At 75.7% G+C, this 16,289-nt stretch carries 13 protein-coding genes; 8 read left to right on the top strand and 5 right to left on the bottom strand.

Going from position 1 to position 16,289, the window contains the following annotated elements; all coding sequences use genetic code 11:
• Positions 1-52 precede the first annotated feature (52 nt).
• From KRAD_RS10300 to KRAD_RS24255, 4 genes are all read left to right on the top strand, one after another.
• Positions 53-1,174: an NAD(P)/FAD-dependent oxidoreductase gene (locus tag KRAD_RS10300; protein WP_012085511.1), complete on the top strand. Its 1,122-nt coding sequence runs from the start codon at positions 53-55 to the stop codon at positions 1,172-1,174.
• A gap of 194 nt (positions 1,175-1,368) precedes the next feature.
• Complete coding sequence (locus KRAD_RS10295; RefSeq protein ID WP_157873563.1) at positions 1,369-1,758, top strand: hypothetical protein; 390 nt, start codon at positions 1,369-1,371, stop codon at positions 1,756-1,758.
• On the top strand, positions 1,755-3,320 hold the full coding sequence (locus KRAD_RS10290) for a GGDEF domain-containing protein (protein WP_012085508.1): 1,566 nt from the start codon (positions 1,755-1,757) through the stop codon (positions 3,318-3,320). Before KRAD_RS10295 ends, KRAD_RS10290 begins: the two co-directional genes overlap by 4 nt.
• Positions 3,321-3,401: 81 nt before the next feature.
• Entirely contained in the window at positions 3,402-5,654 is a 2,253-nt protein-coding gene (locus KRAD_RS24255; RefSeq protein ID WP_012085507.1) for an EAL domain-containing protein, read from the top strand.
• Between the two features lie 88 nt (positions 5,655-5,742).
• On the opposite strand, the gene KRAD_RS10280 is transcribed toward KRAD_RS24255, so the two are convergent.
• Together KRAD_RS10280 and KRAD_RS10275 are read right to left on the bottom strand one after the other, a co-directional pair.
• Positions 5,743-7,758, bottom strand: a complete 2,016-nt coding sequence (locus KRAD_RS10280) for an alkaline phosphatase (protein WP_012085506.1) — start codon at positions 7,756-7,758, stop codon at positions 5,743-5,745.
• 151 nt (positions 7,759-7,909) lie between these two features.
• Positions 7,910-8,365 carry an Lrp/AsnC family transcriptional regulator gene (locus KRAD_RS10275; RefSeq protein ID WP_203417546.1) on the bottom strand — a complete coding sequence of 152 codons (456 nt, stop codon included), beginning with the start codon at positions 8,363-8,365 and terminating at the stop codon, positions 7,910-7,912.
• Between the two features lie 102 nt (positions 8,366-8,467).
• On the opposite strand from KRAD_RS10275, the gene KRAD_RS10270 reads away from it, so the two are divergent.
• Complete coding sequence (locus KRAD_RS10270) at positions 8,468-10,153, top strand: alpha-keto acid decarboxylase family protein (RefSeq protein ID WP_012085504.1); 1,686 nt, start codon at positions 8,468-8,470, stop codon at positions 10,151-10,153.
• 21 nt (positions 10,154-10,174) lie between these two features.
• Here KRAD_RS10270 and KRAD_RS25975 read toward each other — a convergent pair whose 3' ends face one another.
• Both KRAD_RS25975 and KRAD_RS10260 read right to left on the bottom strand, forming a co-directional pair.
• The gene (locus KRAD_RS25975; RefSeq protein WP_012085503.1) at positions 10,175-10,708 is read right to left on the bottom strand and encodes an SRPBCC family protein; all 534 of its coding nucleotides are present in this window, start codon (positions 10,706-10,708) and stop codon (positions 10,175-10,177) included.
• A 17-nt stretch (positions 10,709-10,725) separates the two neighbouring features.
• Positions 10,726-11,919 carry an MFS transporter gene (locus KRAD_RS10260; protein WP_012085502.1) on the bottom strand — a complete coding sequence of 398 codons (1,194 nt, stop codon included), beginning with the start codon at positions 11,917-11,919 and terminating at the stop codon, positions 10,726-10,728.
• 46 nt (positions 11,920-11,965) lie between these two features.
• Between KRAD_RS10260 and KRAD_RS10255 the strand changes: the two genes are divergently transcribed.
• Positions 11,966-12,634, top strand: coding sequence for a GntR family transcriptional regulator (locus KRAD_RS10255; protein ID WP_012085501.1), 669 nt, complete (start codon positions 11,966-11,968; stop codon positions 12,632-12,634).
• 29 nt (positions 12,635-12,663) lie between these two features.
• Here KRAD_RS10255 and KRAD_RS24245 read toward each other — a convergent pair whose 3' ends face one another.
• A complete protein-coding gene (locus KRAD_RS24245; RefSeq protein WP_012085500.1) occupies positions 12,664-13,851 on the bottom strand; it encodes a hypothetical protein in 1,188 nt (395 codons plus the stop codon).
• Between the two features lie 221 nt (positions 13,852-14,072).
• Between KRAD_RS24245 and ppk2 the strand changes: the two genes are divergently transcribed.
• Both ppk2 and KRAD_RS10240 read left to right on the top strand, forming a co-directional pair.
• Positions 14,073-14,963: a polyphosphate kinase 2 gene (ppk2, locus tag KRAD_RS10245; protein WP_012085499.1), complete on the top strand. Its 891-nt coding sequence runs from the start codon at positions 14,073-14,075 to the stop codon at positions 14,961-14,963.
• 102 nt (positions 14,964-15,065) lie between these two features.
• The gene (locus tag KRAD_RS10240; RefSeq protein ID WP_012085498.1) at positions 15,066-16,283 is read left to right on the top strand and encodes an inorganic phosphate transporter; all 1,218 of its coding nucleotides are present in this window, start codon (positions 15,066-15,068) and stop codon (positions 16,281-16,283) included.
• Positions 16,284-16,289 lie beyond the last annotated feature (6 nt).

Raw genomic sequence — 16,289 nt, 5'->3', positions numbered from 1 at the left:
GGGCGCCGCACCGGCTGGACCGCACCGATCCGGGCGCGGTAGACACGCGGGCGTGACGTCCAGCACCGCCCGCGTCGTCGTCCTCGGCGGCGGGATCCTCGGCGTGTCCACCGCCGCCCACCTCGCCCGGTCCGGGGCCTCCGTCGACCTCGTCACCGAGGCCGCACCCGCCTCGGGGGCCTCGGGGCGCTCGCTGGCCTGGCTGAACTCCGCCGGGCCGCGCTCCGCCGCCTACCACTCGCTGCGCGCCGTCGCCCTCGACCGCTGGCGCACCCTCGCCCACCGCGAGGACCTGCGGCACGCGGTCCGCTTCGACGGCGGCCTGACCTGGGCCGCGCCCGGGGCCAGCCACCGCGAGCGCCACGCCCACGAGCTGTCGATCGGCTACGACTCCCGCTGGCTCGCCCCCGGCGAGGTCGCCCGCTGGACGCCCGGGGTGGACCCGGCGGCGGTCGCGGAGGAGGGGGCGGTGTTCAACCCCGGCGAGGGGTGGGCCGACCTGCCGACCGTGGTCGCGGTGCTGCTGGAGCGTTTCCGCGCCGACGGCGGCCGGCTGCGCACCGGGGCCGGGCCGGCGCGGGTCGTCGTGGCGGGCGGGCGCGCCCGGGGGGTGCGGACCGCCTCCGGGGAGGTCCTCGACGCGGACGCCGTGGTGCTGGCGACGGGGGCCGCGGTGCCCCGCGACCTCGCCGGGCTCGGCGTCGCCGTGCCCGAGGACACCCCCGTCGCGCTGCTGGTGGAGACCGAGCCGGTCGGGCACGCGCTGCGCGCGGTGCTGAACACCCCGCGGGTGGCGGTCCGCCCCACCCCGGCCGGGACCCTCGTCCTGGACTCCGGCTGGGCCGAGCGCGAGGTCGTCGTGCACGGGGACCCGCTGGACGGCCGCCACGAGGTGCGCGAGCGCACCGTCGAGGGGCTGCTCGCGGAGGCGTCGCGCGTCATGGCGGGGAACCCGCCGCTGCGGGCGGCCCGCCGCGGGGTGGGGCCCAAGCCGATCCCGGGGGACGGCGAGCCCGTCGCGGGGCCCGTGGGGGCCGTCCCCGGGCTGCACGTGCTGTTCACCCACAGCGGGGCGACGCTGGGGGTGGTCCTGGGGGAGTTCACCGCCCGGGAGGTCCTCACCGGGGAGCCCGTGCCGCTGCTGGCGCCGTTCCGCCCGGAGCGCTTCGCCTGACCCGAGGCCGGCGCGCCCGGGAGCGGTGCCCGGCCGACGGGGGGGTGATCGGCCGGTCGGAGCTTCCCCTCACCGACCGGCCGACCACGACGATGTTCGCACAGGTGTTCGAAGGATGGCAACCGCGCCGTCGGGCAGGATGTCGGCACGACGAGGGGGTGGGCGCGGTGCGGCTGGGTTTCGAGAAGCACCCGGTGACGAACCTGAGGCAGGCCCTGGACGGGTTCGAGCGGTCCGGGTTCACGCTGCTGTGGCAGCGGGAGCGCGTCTCGGCGCTGCTGGCCGCGCCCGGCACCGCGACGGCGGCGGTGCTGCTGGAGGTGCACGACGTGGAGCTCGAACTGGGCGCCGGCGGGGTGTACCTCCTCGACGACGTCGACGCCTTCGCGCGCGGGCACGCCGACCGGGACTGGGTGGTGGAACCCTGCGACGGCCCCCTCGGGCGCTACGCGGCGCTGCGCACCCGGGCCGGGTTGCCGCAGCGGTTCCTGGACCCCGCCAGCGCCGAGCCCGGGGTCCGCGCCCACCTGCCCGCGGGTCCGGTCTCAGGGTCGGGGCCCGGCGCGCCGATGTCCCGGGGGTGACGACTGGACCGGCGACGTCCCCCGCGTCCCTGGTCGACCGGGTCCGCGCCCTCGAGCGCGCCCGCGGCCTGGGCCTGCTGGGCCAGGCGGGGACCGCCCGGGACCTGGAGCGCGCCGCCGACGCGGCGGGGGACGCGGTGGCCGCCGCGCGCGCCGCGCTGGTCCGCGCCGACGTCGCCGGTGCCCGCGGGGACGCCGAGACCGCCGGCGCCCTCGTCCAGGACGCCGTGCGGGTCGCCCTGGGCAGCGGCGACGCGGAACTGCTGGCCCGCACCCACTTCCAGCGCTCGCAGCTGCACCGGCGGGCCGGGGACGTCGACGGGGCGCGCTGGCACGCCCTGCGCGCGGTGGAGCTGCTGCCCGCCGAGGCGCCCGGCTGGCTGCGCGCGGAGCACCTGCTGATGCTCAGCGTCGTCCTCGACCGCGCCTTCGGGTCCTACGACGCCGTCCTCGAGGAGGTCCTGGCCCTGGCCGCGGCCGAGGGCGACGTCGCGCTGGAGCTGTGCGCGCTGAACAACGCCGCCTGGGAGTGGGCCGAGGCGGGCCGGCTGGAGGAGGCGGTGCGCCTGGCGCGGCGGATGCGCCGGCTGGCGGCGACCTCCGGCGCCCGGCTGCGCCGGGCGGACCTGGACACCATCGCCACGGTGGAGCTGCACGACGGCCGCCCGGAGGAGGCGTGGGCGACGATCACCGAGGCGCTGCGCCCGGACTGCCCCGACGTCGACGTGGACCAGGAACCCGTCGCGCGGCTGACCGCCTTCCGCGTCCTCATGGACCTCGGCCGCCCGGCGGAGGCGCTGGAGCAGCTGCGGGCGGCGCGCGCCGCGGGGGTCGAGCGCCGGCTGCCGGGGGTGCTGGCCGCGGTCGAGGAGGCGGAGGCGACCCACCGCGCCGGCGTCGGCGACTGGGAGGGCGCCTACCGGGCCCACGTCCGCTTCCACGCCGAGCACGTGCGGTTGCAGGCCCGGCAGGACGCCGCGCGGGCGCTGCTGGCCCAGGCGCAGTTCGACGCCTCGACCGCGCGCCGGGACCGCGACCGCTTCCGCACCCTGGCCCTCACCGACTCCCTCACCGGCCTGCCCAACCGCCGGGCCGTCGAGGAGCACGTGCACCGGGTGCTGGCCGAGCCCGGTCCCGTCGCGCTCGCCGTGGTGGACCTCGACCACTTCAAGCGCATCAACGACGAGCGCTCCCACGACGCGGGCGACGCCGTCCTGCGCGAGCTGGGGACGCTGCTGCAGCGGTACGTCGCGGCGGCGCCGGGCGTGGTCTGCGCCCGCCTGGGCGGGGAGGAGTTCGTCGTGGTGTGGGAGGGCTGGGCGCCGGAGGCGGTCGGGGTCTCGGCCGAGGCCCTGCGGGCGGGTGTCGAGGGTCACGACTGGTCGGCCCGCTCGGGCGGTCTCCCCGTCACCGTGAGCATCGGCTTCACCGCCACCACGGGCACCACCGGGCCGGCGCCGACCTGGTCGAGCCTCCTCGTCGACGCGGACGCCCGCCTCTACGAGGCCAAGCGCGGCGGGCGCAACCGGGTCGCGGGGGTGTGCGGTGCGCCCGGGCGCTGACCCCGGCGCGGGTCGGCGCCGCTCACGGGTCGGCACCGGCGGGGTCGCCGGGCCAGGATGGGAGCGGAGGTGGGGCCGGAGATGGACGTCGAGGGACGTGGACGGGGTGGCGCGCACGGGGACGGGGCCGGGGCGCCGGCCGTCCTGCTGCCCCCGGTGAGCGACTTCGCCTCTGCGGCGGCCGCGACGCTGCGGCACCTGCACCAGCGCGTGGGGATGGACACCTGGGCCGTGGCGCGCCGCGACGGGGAGGACTACGTCGTCCTCTCCGCGCTCGACGCGGGCCGGGTCGGCATGCGCGACGGCGGCGTGATGGCCTGGGACGACACCTTCTGCGCGGCCACGGTGGCCGGCGACACCCCCCGCTTCTCCCCGTGCGTGGAGCGCGAACCCGCCTGGGAGCGCGCCCTGGCCGCCACGGGCTTCCCGTGGCGCTCCTACCTCTCCGTGCCGATGACCGCCCCCGACGGCACCGTCCTGGGGACGGTGTGCGCCGGGTCCCTGGAGCCGGTCGACCCGGCGGTGGGGCTGCAACTGCCCGACGTGGAGCTGGCGGCGGACCTGCTCGCCACCGTGCTCGGCCACGAGCTGCGCCTGGAGCGGGAGGCGCACCGCGCCCGGGAGGCCGCCGGGCGCGACGCGGTCACCGGCCTCGGCGACCGCCGCGCGTGGGACGCGGCGCTGGCCGCCGAGGAGGCCCGCGCGAAGCGCCTGGGCTCGACGGCCTCGGTGCTGCTGCTCGCCCTGGGCGGGCTGAAGGAGCTCAACCGCGCCGAGGGGCACGACGCCGGGGACCGGCTGATCGTGCGCGCGGGGCAGGTGCTGCGCGAGCACCTGCGCCCCGAGGACCTGGTCGTGCGCCTGGGCGGGGACGAGTTCGCCGCGCTCCTGCCCGACGCGGACCGCGCCGCCGCCACCGCCGCGCTGGAGGGCCTGCGCGCCGCGCTGGCCGACGCGGGCGTGCCCGCCTCGCTGGGGGTGGGGACCCGCCGCGCCGCCACCGGTCTGCCCGCGGCCTGGCGCGAGGCCGACGCGGCCGCGCGCGTGGACCGGGCCGCGCGCGCCCAGCGGGCCCGCGCGGCCGCCGCGCAGCCGCGCACCCCGCCGGCGGGCCCCCTCGACGAGCCCCCCGTCGCGTTCGGGGCCGACGGCGCGGACGGGGCGGGCGGGGACCCGGAGCTGACCCTGCGCATCGAGCGGCTCCTCGACGCCGCCCGGCGCCAGCTGGGCATGGAGGCCGCGGTGCTGGCCCGCTTCGAGGGCGAGGTCTGGACCCTGCGCCACGTCGCCGCCGGCCCGGGGACGGCGCTGGTCCCGGGGTTGTCCTGGGACCTGCGGGGCACCTACTGCCGCCACGTCCTGGCGGGGCGGCTGAGCGCCGTGGTCCCCGACGCCGCCGCGCACCCGGTCACCGCCGCGCTGCCCATCACCGCCGCCCTCGACATCGGCGCCTACGTCGGGGTGCCGGTGCGCTTCAACGACGGCAGCCTCTACGGCACCCTGTGCGCGCTGTCGAGCACCCCGCAGCCGGAGCTGCGCCCGCGCGACCGCGGCGTCCTGGAGATCATCGCCGAGGCGCTGGGGGAGCTGCTGACCCGCGACCACCAGCAGGCGCTGCGCCGCCGCGCCGTGCTGGCGCGCCTGGACGCCCTGCACCGCGAGGGCGGGCCGCGCCCGGTCTACCAGCCCATCGTCGAGCTGGAGGGGTTGCGCCGCGTCGGGGACGAGGCCCTCAGCCGCTTCCCCCACGGCGCCCCCGACACCTGGTTCGCCGACGCCGCCGGGGTGGGGGCCGGGGAGCAGCTGGAGCTGGCCGCCGTGCGGGCCGCGCTGGCCCAGCGCCCGCTCGGGGAGGGGTTCCTGTCGCTGAACGTCAGCCCCGCCGTGGCCGCCTCCCCGGCCCTGGCCCGGGTCCTGCAGGAGGAGGACCTGCGGACCCTCGTCGTCGAGGTCACCGAGCACGAGCAGGTCAGCGACTACACCGCCCTGCTGCGCCACCTCGCCCCGCTGCGCCAGGGCGGGCTGCGCATCGCCGTGGACGACGCCGGTGCCGGGTTCGCCAGCATGCGCCACGTCCTGACGCTGCAGCCGGACTTCATCAAGCTGGACATCGGGCTCATCCGCGGCATCGACCGCGACGGCACCCGCCGCGCCCTGGCCGCCGCGCTGACCACCTTCGCCCACCAGACCGGCGCCCGCGTCATCGCCGAGGGCGTCGAGACCGCGGAGGAGCTGGACTGCCTGCGCGCCCTGGGCGTCTCCCACGGCCAGGGCTACCACCTGGGCCGGCCCGCCCCGGCCCCGGCCGCCGTGGTGAGCGGGCTGGGGGCCTGACCCCCGCCCCCGACGGGTGGGGACGGGGCCGCGGGACGTGCGGACGCCCCCCGCCACCGGTGGTGGCGGGGGGCGTCCGGGCCGGGGGTCAGCCGGCCGGCGTGGCCTCCGTCGCCGCGACCTCGGCCTCGGCGACCTTGCCGCCGCTGCTCCTCAGCGAGTACGTCGGGATCTGCAGGCCCAGCGCCGCGATGACGTTGTGGAACACCTCGGTGTTGTCCAGCAGCTTCGCGAAGCGCTGCGCGCCGGGGCCGGAGGCGCCGATGAAGACGTCCTCGACCGTGTGGACGCAGTTGGTCTCCTCCAGCGGCAGGTTGCCGATCTGGACGACCGCGCCCGGGTCGCGGTTGGGGTTGGGGAACGCCTGCTCGGTGGCGGGGTCCTCCAGCGCCGGCTGGGCCAGGACGGGGTTGTGCGCGAAGTCGTCGGGGTGGTCGGGGTGGTTCGACCAGCCGAAGAACAGCTGCACGTCGGGGTTGGGGTCGTCGGGGAACCCGTCGCCGTCCGCGTCGACGTAGGTGGGGAACCCGGCGTCGGCGTACACGCCGTTCTGCTGGCGGGCGGGCGAACCCTCCCGGGAGAGGGTGTGCGTGCCGGCGATGCTCATCGCGTGGTTGTGGTCGGCGGTCACGACGATGAGGGTGTCGTCGCGGTCCTTCGCCCACTCCTTGGCCACGGCCACGGCCTGGTCGAGCTCGATCGTGTCGTACACGGCGCGGGGGCCGTCGAGCGGGTGCTCGGACTTGTCGATCGAGGCGCCCTCGACCATGAGGAAGAAGCCCTTGTCGTTCTTCTCCAGGACCTTCAGCGCGGCCCTCGTCATCTCCACGAGGCCGGGCTGGTCGGGGAACTCGCCGAGGACGGCGGGGTCCGGGGTGATCCGGCGGTCGATGTAGACGTTCAGGTTCCCGTTGTGGAACGTCCCGAGCAGCTTGTCGGGGGTCCCGGCCGCCATGACGGCGGAGAGCTCGGTGCGGGTGCCCGCGTAGGCGAAGCCCTTGTCCTTGAACTCCTCGATGAGGTTGCGCTCGTCCGTGCGGCGCGAACCCTTCTGGGACTGGGGGAGGAGCGAGGCGCGGCCGCCGCCCATGTAGACGTCGGGCATCTGCTCCGGCGTCAGCGCCTGCTCCATGATGTCGAGGTACTCGGAGCGGCGGCGGGTGTGCGCGAACACCGCGGCCGGGGTGGCGTCCTGGATCTCGGCGGTGGTGACGATGCCGATGGACATGCCGCGCGAGCGCTTGAGCACCTCGGCCATCGTCTCCACGCGCGGGCTGGCCGTCGGGTCCTCGGAGTTGCCCGGGTAGACGCCCATGGCGTTGACGGCCGTCTTGTGGCCGGTCATGTACGCCGACATCGAGTTGGCGGAGTCGGTGGCGATCGAGTCGCTGCCGGAGGTGGTGACGTTGCCGCGGAAGTCGAGGGTGTCCATCTCCAGGAAGGCGTCGTACTTGCCCTCGGTGATGCCCTTGGAGAGGATCCGGGCGCCGGTGATGGCGGCCTGGCCCATGCCGTCGCCGAGGAAGAAGATGACGTTCTTGGCGGTCTCGCCCGAGGCGTCGGCCAGCACCACCTCGTGCGTCACCTCCTGGGAGGCGGAACCCGCGGAGGAGGACACCGCGGCGGCGATGGTGAAGGTGCCGGCGGCCGGGTAGACGAAGTCCCGGTAGGTGACCTCGACCGAGTCGGGGGCGGAGCTGGTGCGGACGGGAGCGGGGCCCAGCAGCGGGGCGGGGCCGCTGCCGTCGCTGACCCTGATGACGATCCGCGTGGTCTCGGGGTCGACCCCGGTGGCCTCGACGCGCAGGTCGAACGTCGAGCCGACCTGGAACTTCGCGCGGTCCAGGGGGAGGACCTTGACCGCGCTGCCGGTGCCGGTGCTGCGCGTGATCCGGCGGAAGGTCGTGGAGTAGTGCGCGTCCTTGGCGTTCAGCTGGGCGGGCACGTAGGCCGGGGCCGCGGAGGCGGCGGAGGCGTCGACGAGGCCCTTGCCGAAGACGACGGCGGTCGCGAGACCGCCCGTCCCCAGCAGGCCCCGGCGGGTGAAGAACCCACGGCGCTCTTGCGAGTTGTTCTCATCTGCGGTTGACTGGGTGTCGGACACCGGGAACCTCTCGATCGATGCTCCGGCGCTCGGCGCCGGCTCCTCAGGGCAGGCACAACCTGGCAGGGCCCCGGAAACCCCCGGGGAACTCGCGCCCAACGTCCCGTGCACGGTGGGTGCCGCGGCGAACCACCCGCCGGGGCCGCACCCCTCAGCGCAGCAGGTGCTCGGTCCGGTAGGCCAGCAGCTCCCGCAGCACGATCGACGTCGAGGTCCGGCGGATCCCGCGGCAGCTCATGATCCGCTGGGTGATGTCGTAGACGTGGTCCGCGTCGCGGGCCGCGATCTGGATCATCAGGTCCGAGTCGCCGGAGATGCCGAGGCACTCCACGACCTCGGGGATGCGGGACACGTCCTCGACCATCCCGTCGAACTCGCTCTGCTCCACGCTCGCCGTGACCAGGGCGCGCATGGACAACCCGACCCGCGCCGGGTCCAGCCGCGTCGAGTTCAACCGCAGCGTGCCGTCGCCGGCGAGCTTCTCCAGCCGGCTGTGCACCGTGCCCCGGGCCAGGCCCAGGTCCATGGCCAGTTGCGCGACGGTGGCGCGCGGGTCGCGGTCGAGGGCGACGAGGATGCGCCGGTCCGTGCCGTCCAGGGTGGTCACGTCGATCACCCTAGGCGAGGGCGCGGGAGCGGGACTGGTCGGAACGACCAACGTCGCCGCGCTCTGTTGCGCGATCCGCCCGGGCGGGCGTGTCATCACGGCATGACCCCCGCACCGGCCCCGGACACCTCGACCACCACCGTCGGGGGCTACCTCGGCCGCCGCCTCGAGCAGCTCGGCGTCGGCCACGTCTTCGGACTGCCGGGCGACTTCAACCTCGCCCTGCTCGACGAGGTGCTGGCCGCGACCGGCCTGCGCTGGGTCGGGTCGTCCAACGAGCTCAACGCCGGGTACGCCGCCGACGGGTACGCGCGCCTGCGGCGCGGGCCGGCGGCGGTGGTCACGACGTTCGGCGTCGGGGAGCTGTCCGCGGTCAACGCCCTCGCCGGCAGCTACGCCGAGGACGTCCCCGTCGTGCACGTCGTCGGGCTCCCCCCGACCACCGCGATGAGCCGGGGGGCGCTGCTGCACCACTCCCTCGCCGACGGCGACTTCGGGCACTTCGTGCGGATCGCCGCCGAGGTGACGGCCTCGGCCGTGGTCGTGCGGGCCCAGGGGGCGACGACCGCGATCGACCAGGCCCTGCTCACCGCGGTCGGCACGTCGAAACCCGTCTACCTCGGCGTCCCCGCCGACGTCGCCGTCCACCCCGTCCCGGCCGCCCCGCTGTCGCGCCCGCTGCGCGTCCTGCGCAGCGACGCGGGGGCGGCGGAGGAGTTCCGCACCGCGCTCGCGCAGTTCCTCGGGGACGCCCCCGAGGTCACCGTCCTCGCCGGTCCCCGGCTGCACCGGCGGAACCTGGAGGACCTCGTGCGGGCCATCGCCGCCCAGAACGGCGTCCGGGTCGCGACGCAGTCGGCGTCCAAGGCGATGCTCGACGAGTCCCACCCCGCGAACCTCGGGGTGTACGCGGGGGAGTTCACCCGCTCCGCCCGGACCCGTCGCGCCGTCGACGGGGCCCGGCCGCTCGTCCTCGCGGGGGTGCTGATGAGCGACTTCCTCACCGGCTCGTTCAGCCACGCCTTCGACCCGGAGGCCTCGGTGGACCTGCAGCTGGACCACGCCCGCATCGCGGGGACGGCGTTCTACGGCCTGTACCTGGAGGAGTCGCTGCGCATCCTGGAGGAGGTCCTCGACGCGCGCTCGCCCCGTCCCGGGCCGCTGCCGCGCCAGGAGGTCCCGGCCCTCGCACCGCACGTGCCCGCCGAACCCGACGGCCCGCTGACCCACGCCGACCTCTGGCCGCTGCTGCAGCGCTGGCTGAACCCGGGCACCCTGCTCGTCGCCGAGGCGGGGACCTCGTTCTACGGGGCGCTGGAACTCACCACCCCCGACGGCTGCGACCTGCTGGGGCAGCCGGTCTGGTCCTCCATCGGGTACACGCTGCCCGCGACCCTCGGCGCGATGCTCGCCCGTCCCGGCCGGGAGACCGTCCTGGTCATCGGCGACGGTTCCGCGCAGCTGACGATCCAGGAACTCGGGCGGATCCTCGCCGAGGGCCTCACCCCGACGATCCTGCTGGTCAACAACTCCGGCTACACCGTGGAACGGGCCATCCGCAGCCCCGAGGCGGTCTACCAGGACGTCGTCGCGTGGGACTGGACGAAGCTGCCCGCGGCGCTGGGTTCGCCGGGGACCCCCACCTACCGGGCCGCCACCCCCGCGGACCTCGTCGAGGTCCTGGGGAAGGTCCGGGCCGACCCCGACCACGCGGCGTTCGTGGAACTGCTGCTGCCGCGCGACGACGCCCCCGACTCCCTGGTCCAGCTCGCCCGCAGCGTCCGCTGAACCCCGGCGGCCGGACCCGGGTCAGTAGGTGCGGGGGAGGGTGGCGGCGTAGGCGGCGCGCAGTTCCCGCATCCGCAGGTTCGTGGCGCTCGCCCACGCGCTCCAGTCGACGCCGCCGCCGTCGAGGGCGGTCGCGAGCTGGTCCAGGTGCAGGTGCCAGGCGGCCAGCGACATCGGCACCCAGGCGTCCTCGCCCTCGAGGTCGTTCGTCAGGCGCAGCCGGGTCCGGGCGCGCAGCGCCCCGGCGTCGAGGGGTTCCAGCTCCCAGCGCAGCAGGCCGTGCTCGGAGTTGGTGTGCTCCAGCAGCCGGGGGGCGTCCATGGCGGTGATCTCGCCGGGCCACCACTCCAGCTCGCCGGGCGGGCCGGTGAGCCACTCCAGGGAGAACTCCCCGCCCACCTGCAGGTCGGTGCGCAGGTCCGCCCACCACAGCCGGGTCAGCGCGGGGACGGTGAGGGCCGTCCACACCGCCGCCACCGGGTGGTCGTAGTCGCGGGCCAGGCGCAGGGTCGCGCGGTCACCGCCGTGCAGGACGGCGTCGCCGAGGAGTTCCACCGCCCCATCCTCCCCCCTCAGCGGTGCTGGTCGTGCCGGGGGACCAGGGGGAGGGCGAGGAGCGGGGCGAGGGCCACCAGGGCGATGGAGGCCGGGTACCCGATCGCGGTGACCAGCGCGCCGACGCCGGGGCCCACCGCGGAGGCGGCGACGAACTGCCCGGTGTTCTGCAGCCCCAGCGCCCTGCCCGACCAGCGCGGTCCGGCGGCCTCGGCGACGGAGGTGAAGGCCAGGCCGTTGTCGGCGACGCTGATCGTGGAGGCGAGGACGAGGACCACGGCCACGGCGACCGGCCACTGCGCGAAGCCCACGCCCGCCAGCGCGGCGAGGGCCACGACCCCCGATCCCGCGACCCAGCGCAGGACCCGGACCCGGCTGCCGACCCGGTCGCTGAGGACGCCGACGCCGATCCGGCCCAGCGCCCCCACGAACTGCGCCCCGCCGACGACGACCCCGGCGGCCGTGGCCCCCCAGCCCAGGCCGAGGGTCAGCCAGACCAGCCCGAACGTCGTCAGCGTGAACTGCGGCAGGACCAGCAGGACCGACACCACGTGGATGCGGAGCAGGAAGCGGTCGCGGCGGTAGGGGTTCCCCGCCGCCGCGACCTGCGCCGCGCCCGGGCGGGGCGGGTTGCGGATGCCCGCCGCGCAGGCCAGGGCGAGGACGGCGAGGACGCCCGCGGTCGGGACCAGCGCGCCCCGGGTCCCGCCCGAGGCGGCCAGCGGCGGGACGGCGAGGGCGGCGACGGCGACCCCCAGCGGCTGCGACACCTGCCGCAGGCCCATCGCCAGGCCGCGGCGCTCGCGCGGGAACCACCCGACGACCACGCGGCCGCTGGCGGCGTTGGTGCTGGCCGAGGCCGCGCCGCCCAGCCCGAGGAGGACGCCGAGCCGGACGAGGTCGTCGGCCCCGGCGGCGAGGGCGGCGAGGAGGGCGGTGGCGGCCAGCCCGCCGGCGATGACCCAGCGCTCCCCGAGCCGGTCGGCCAGCGCCCCCCAGGCCACCAGGGTCAGGACCATGCCGAGGGTGGGGGCGGAGGCCAGGGCCCCGGCCTGCGCCAGCGGCAGGCCGCGCTCCACGTGCAGGAGGGGGATGAGGTACACCGGCGTGCTCACGAGGAGGGTCCCGGCCGCCTGGGCGGCGACGCCGAGCGCGAGCATCCGCCACGCGGCCGCGGGGACGCGGGCGAGCGGGGTGTACGTTGGTGGCATACCACGACGGTATACCAACGTGGACCCCCTCGACCCAGGAGGAGACGTGCCCGACGGCCCCTACGAGACCCTGCGCGCCGCCATCCTCGGGTTCGACCTCGTCCCCGGCGAGAAGCTCAGCGAACGCGGCCTGGAGGACCTCCTCGGCGCCTCCCGCACCCCGATCCGCGCCGCGCTGGTCCGGCTGGAGAACGAGGGGCTCACCGGCCGGGTGGGACGCGGGTGGCAGGTCACCCCCATCGACCTCACCGAGGTCCGCGCCGTCGTCGAGCACCGCGAGGCCGTCGAGACCGCGGCCGTCGCGCTGGCCGTCGAGCGCGCCACCGAGGAGGAGCTGCTGGCCGTGCGCGCCCTCGTCGAGGAGTCCGCCGCGGACGACGGGCCCTCCGGCCTGCGCGACGGCGCCGACTTCCACGTCGCGCTGGCCCGCCTGTCCCGCAACCGCTTCCTCGCCGACGCGGTCGGCGGGGCGCTGGTCCGCCTCGCCCGGACCCGGTGGCTGGAGGTGCGCTCGCCGCGGTCGCGGGCCACCGCGCGCGCCGAGCACCTCGGCATCGTCGACGCCGTCCTGGCCCGCGACGCGCCCACCGCCGTCGACCTCGTCACCGCCCACGGCCGCGGCGCCGCCGACCGGCTGCTGGCCCACCTCGCCGAGGAGCGGCGGCGGCTGCGCGGGCGGGGCTTCGCCATCGTGGAGACCCCGCCGCAGCCGTAGGCCCGGCGCCGCGCCCCGCCCCGCCCCGGTCAGCAGGCCGGGGCGACGGGCACCGCGGCGCCGTTGTCGATGTACGTGTTGCCGCTCAGGCGCAGCTTGCCCGGGGCGATGACGGCGCCGAACCGGCTGCCGTGGCCGAAGCGGTTGTTGCGGAAGACGACGCTGGAGTCGATGTTCGCGCTGCACTTGACGTTGACCGAGAACGCGCCGCCGTTGAGGAAGTTGTTCTCGAAGACGGCGTTGCGCAGCCGCCCTGTCCCCGTCTCGGTGCCCAGCTGCACCGCGGCGTTGAGGAAGTCGTCCACGCCCGGGGTCCGGGGGTCCAGCGTGTTGTGGCGCACGACGATCCGCTCGCCGCTGGTGGACTGCAGGGCGTCGGTGTGGACGTCGTCGTGACGCACCAGGCCGTGGATCCAGCTGTCGGCGATGGTCACGTCGTAGCCCAGGCGCGGGCCGTCCTGGGTGCCGCGGACCTCGACGCGGCGCAGGGTGTAGCCGCCCCAGCCGATGGCGTTCTCGGTGCCGCCGTCGCCGCCGTCGATCTCGGAGTCCTCCATGACGAAGCCCTTGGCGCCGGTCAGGGCCACCGCGAGCTGACGCCCGTCGGTGCAGGTGACGCGGGACTTGCGCACGACGACGTCGGCGGCGCGGACGGTGAGGCACCCCATGTCGAGGCCGGTGAGGACGGTGCCGGGGGTGGTGACCACGACGTCGCCGGCGGGGGTCAGGGTGGTGCCGGCGGGGACCCCGGTGGTGGCCGCGTTCGGCCAGCCGGCGGGGATCCCCAGCGGGGCCGGCGGCACCAGGCGCAGGACCTTGTAGACGTTCTGGACGAGGTACTTGCCCTTGTACAGCTTCGCCACGAGGGTGATCGAACCGCTGCGACCGGTGAGGTCCACGGTGCCGGTGGCGCGGTAGGTGTCCCCGGACGCGGTGACGGGGCCGAGGGTCCCGACCTGGGTGGTGCCCACGAAGTAGGCGCCGCGGTCGAAGGCCACCCCGGTCGCGGTCTCGATGCCGATGCTCGCGGCGGGGATGCGGGCGTTGTTGACGGTGGTGCCGTCGTAGTTCATCACCGGCGCGGAGGTGGCGTGGGCGGCCGGGACGGTGCCGGCGCCGGTGCCCAGCGCGGTGAGCAGGGCGGCGGCGGCCAGCAGGGCGCGGGAGCCGCGACGACGGGGGGTGCGGGGGGCGCGGGGGGCGAGGTGCTGAGACATGGGGGGAGGTCTCCTCGGTAGCGGATCCGGTGCGTTCTCCCCCTTGACATCGGGTCGCCCCCGGTCGCACCTGCTCCGCCGGTGGGGTGCTGGCGAACGGGTGACCCCCTGTAACGGGCGCGGGGGAGGGTCGCCGCCCGCGACCGTCCCGCGCCCTGTTCGCCCGGAGTTCACCGCCGGGTCACCGGGGCGTCGGCCGGTGCGGGAGGGCCCGGGGTTCCATGCCGCACGTGCAGCTGACTCCCGACCTGGGCATGACCGTCCGAGACGACGAGGACGAGCCCGAGCTCCTCACCCCCGACGGGAACGTCGTCGACACCTGGCGCGAGGACTACCCCTACGACGAGCGGCTGGACCGGAAGGAGTACGACGCCGAGAAGCGGCTGCTCCAGATCGAGCTGCTCAAGCTGCAGCGCTGGCTCAAGGCGTCGGGCGAGCGGATCGTCGTGCTGTGCGAGGGCCGCGACGCGGCCGGCAAGGGCGGCACCATCAAGCGGTTCATGGAGCACCTCAACCCCCGCGGGGCCCGCGTCGTCGCCCTGGAGAAGCCCAGCGAGCGCGAGTCCACCCAGTGGTACTTCCAGCGCTACGTCCAGCACCTGCCCGCGGCCGGGGAGTTCGTGCTGTTCGACCGCTCCTGGTACAACCGCGCCGGGGTCGAGCGCGTCATGGGCTTCGCCTCCCCCGCGGAGTACGACCGCTTCGTCGCCCAGGCCCCGCTGTTCGAGAAGATGCTCGTCGACGACGGCATCCACCTGGTGAAGTTCTGGTTCTCCGTCACCCGCGCCGAGCAGCGCACCCGGTTCCTCATCCGCCAGATCGACCCCGTCCGGCAGTGGAAGCTGTCGCCGATGGACCTCGAGAGCCTGGACCGCTGGGACGAGTACACCGCCGCCAAGGAGGCGATGTTCGCCACCACCGACACCGACGTCGCGCCGTGGACCGTCGTCAAGACCAACGACAAGAAGCGGGCCCGCCTCGCCGCCATGCGGCACGTGCTGGCGCGCTTCGACTACGACGGCAAGGACCCCGAGGTCGTCGGGGTCCCCGACCCGCTGCTCGTGGTCCACGCCCGCACGATCCTCGAGGCGGACCGCCGCCCGGCGTCCTGAGCGCGACGAGTTCCCGCGCGAGCGTGAACTCGGGGTGAACACTCCCGCGGGCCGGCCGATCCGGGTGTCCGGCCGGCCCGCGGAGGGGCAGCCTTTCCCCACGTGGAGACAGCAACGCTCATCCTCGTGCTGGTCGTCGTGGTGGCCCTCACCTTCGACTTCACCAACGGCTTCCACGACACCGCGAACGCGATGGCCACGTCCATCGCCACCGGAGCCCTGCCGCCCAAGGTGGCCGTGGGCCTCTCCGGCATCCTCAACCTCGTCGGCGCCTTCCTCTCCGTGGAGGTCGCGCTCACCGTCTCGAACGCCGTCGTCAAGATCCAGGACTCGTCCGGGGCGCCGAGACCCGAACTCCTGGAGGGCGGTGGGTCGGCCCTGCTGCTCATCGTCCTCGCCGGCCTCGTCGGGGCGATCGCCTGGAACCTGCTGACCTGGCTGGTCGGCCTGCCCTCCAGTTCCTCGCACGCCCTGTTCGGCGGCCTCATCGGCGCCACCGTCGCCGGTCTCGGCTGGGCCGGGGTCAACTGGAACGGCGACGGCAGCAAGATCGACGGCGTCGTGGGGAAGGTCGTCATCCCCGCGATCGCCTCCCCGGTCCTCGCCGCGGTCGTCGCGACGGTCGGCACCTTCGTCGTGCACAAGGTCGTCTCGGGTGTCGCCCAGCGTTTCACCGACCAGGGGTTCCGCTGGGGCCAGATCGGCTCCGCCTCGCTGGTGTCGCTGGCGCACGGGACGAACGACGCGCAGAAGACGATGGGCGTCATCACCCTCGGGCTCATCGCCTCCGGGCACTGGTCCAGCACCGAGACCATCCCGTTCTGGGTGAAGGCCGTCTGCGCGCTCGCGATCGCCCTGGGCACCTACCTCGGCGGCTGGCGCATCATCCGCACCCTCGGCAAGGGCCTCATCGAGATCACGCCCCCGCAGGGCATGGCCGCCGAGACCGCCTCCGGCGCGGTCATCCTCATCTCCAGCCACATGGGCTTCGCGCTGTCCACCACCCACGTCACCACGGGGTCGGTGCTCGGCGCGGGCCTCGGCAAGCCCGGCGCCACCGTCCGCTGGCGGGTCGCGGGCCGCATGGTGATCGCGTGGGTGACGACCATCCCGGCCGCCGGGATCGTCGGCGCCCTCACGTGGTGGATCGGGAACCTGCTCGGCGGCGGCGCCGTCGGGGCGCTCGCCATCACGGCGGTGCTGGTCGTCTTCACCCTCCTGGTGGTGCGCCACTCGCGCAAGAACCCCGTGCACGCCGGCAACGTCAACGACGAGTGGGACGCGAGCGAGGGTGCCGAGCGCACCCCCGCCGCGGTCTGAGAGGAA

The sequence above is a fragment of the Kineococcus radiotolerans SRS30216 = ATCC BAA-149 genome (assembly GCF_000017305.1).
Lineage (GTDB): Bacteria > Actinomycetota > Actinomycetes > Actinomycetales > Kineococcaceae > Kineococcus > Kineococcus radiotolerans.
The sequence above is the reverse complement of the archived record's forward strand: the minus strand, read 5'-3'. Positions and strand labels throughout refer to the sequence as shown.

Excerpts from the sequence above, each read along its gene's own strand:
- KRAD_RS24255 (WP_012085507.1), top strand. The coding sequence starts at position 3,402 with ATGGACGTCGAGGGACGTGGACGGGGTGGCGCGCACGGGGACGGGGCC.
- KRAD_RS24245 (WP_012085500.1), bottom strand. The coding sequence starts at position 13,851 with ATGTCTCAGCACCTCGCCCCCCGCGCCCCCCGCACCCCCCGTCGTCGC.
- KRAD_RS10270 (WP_012085504.1), top strand. The coding sequence starts at position 8,468 with ATGACCCCCGCACCGGCCCCGGACACCTCGACCACCACCGTCGGGGGC.
- ppk2 (WP_012085499.1), top strand. The coding sequence starts at position 14,073 with ATGCCGCACGTGCAGCTGACTCCCGACCTGGGCATGACCGTCCGAGAC.
- KRAD_RS10260 (WP_012085502.1), bottom strand. The coding sequence starts at position 11,919 with ATGCCACCAACGTACACCCCGCTCGCCCGCGTCCCCGCGGCCGCGTGG.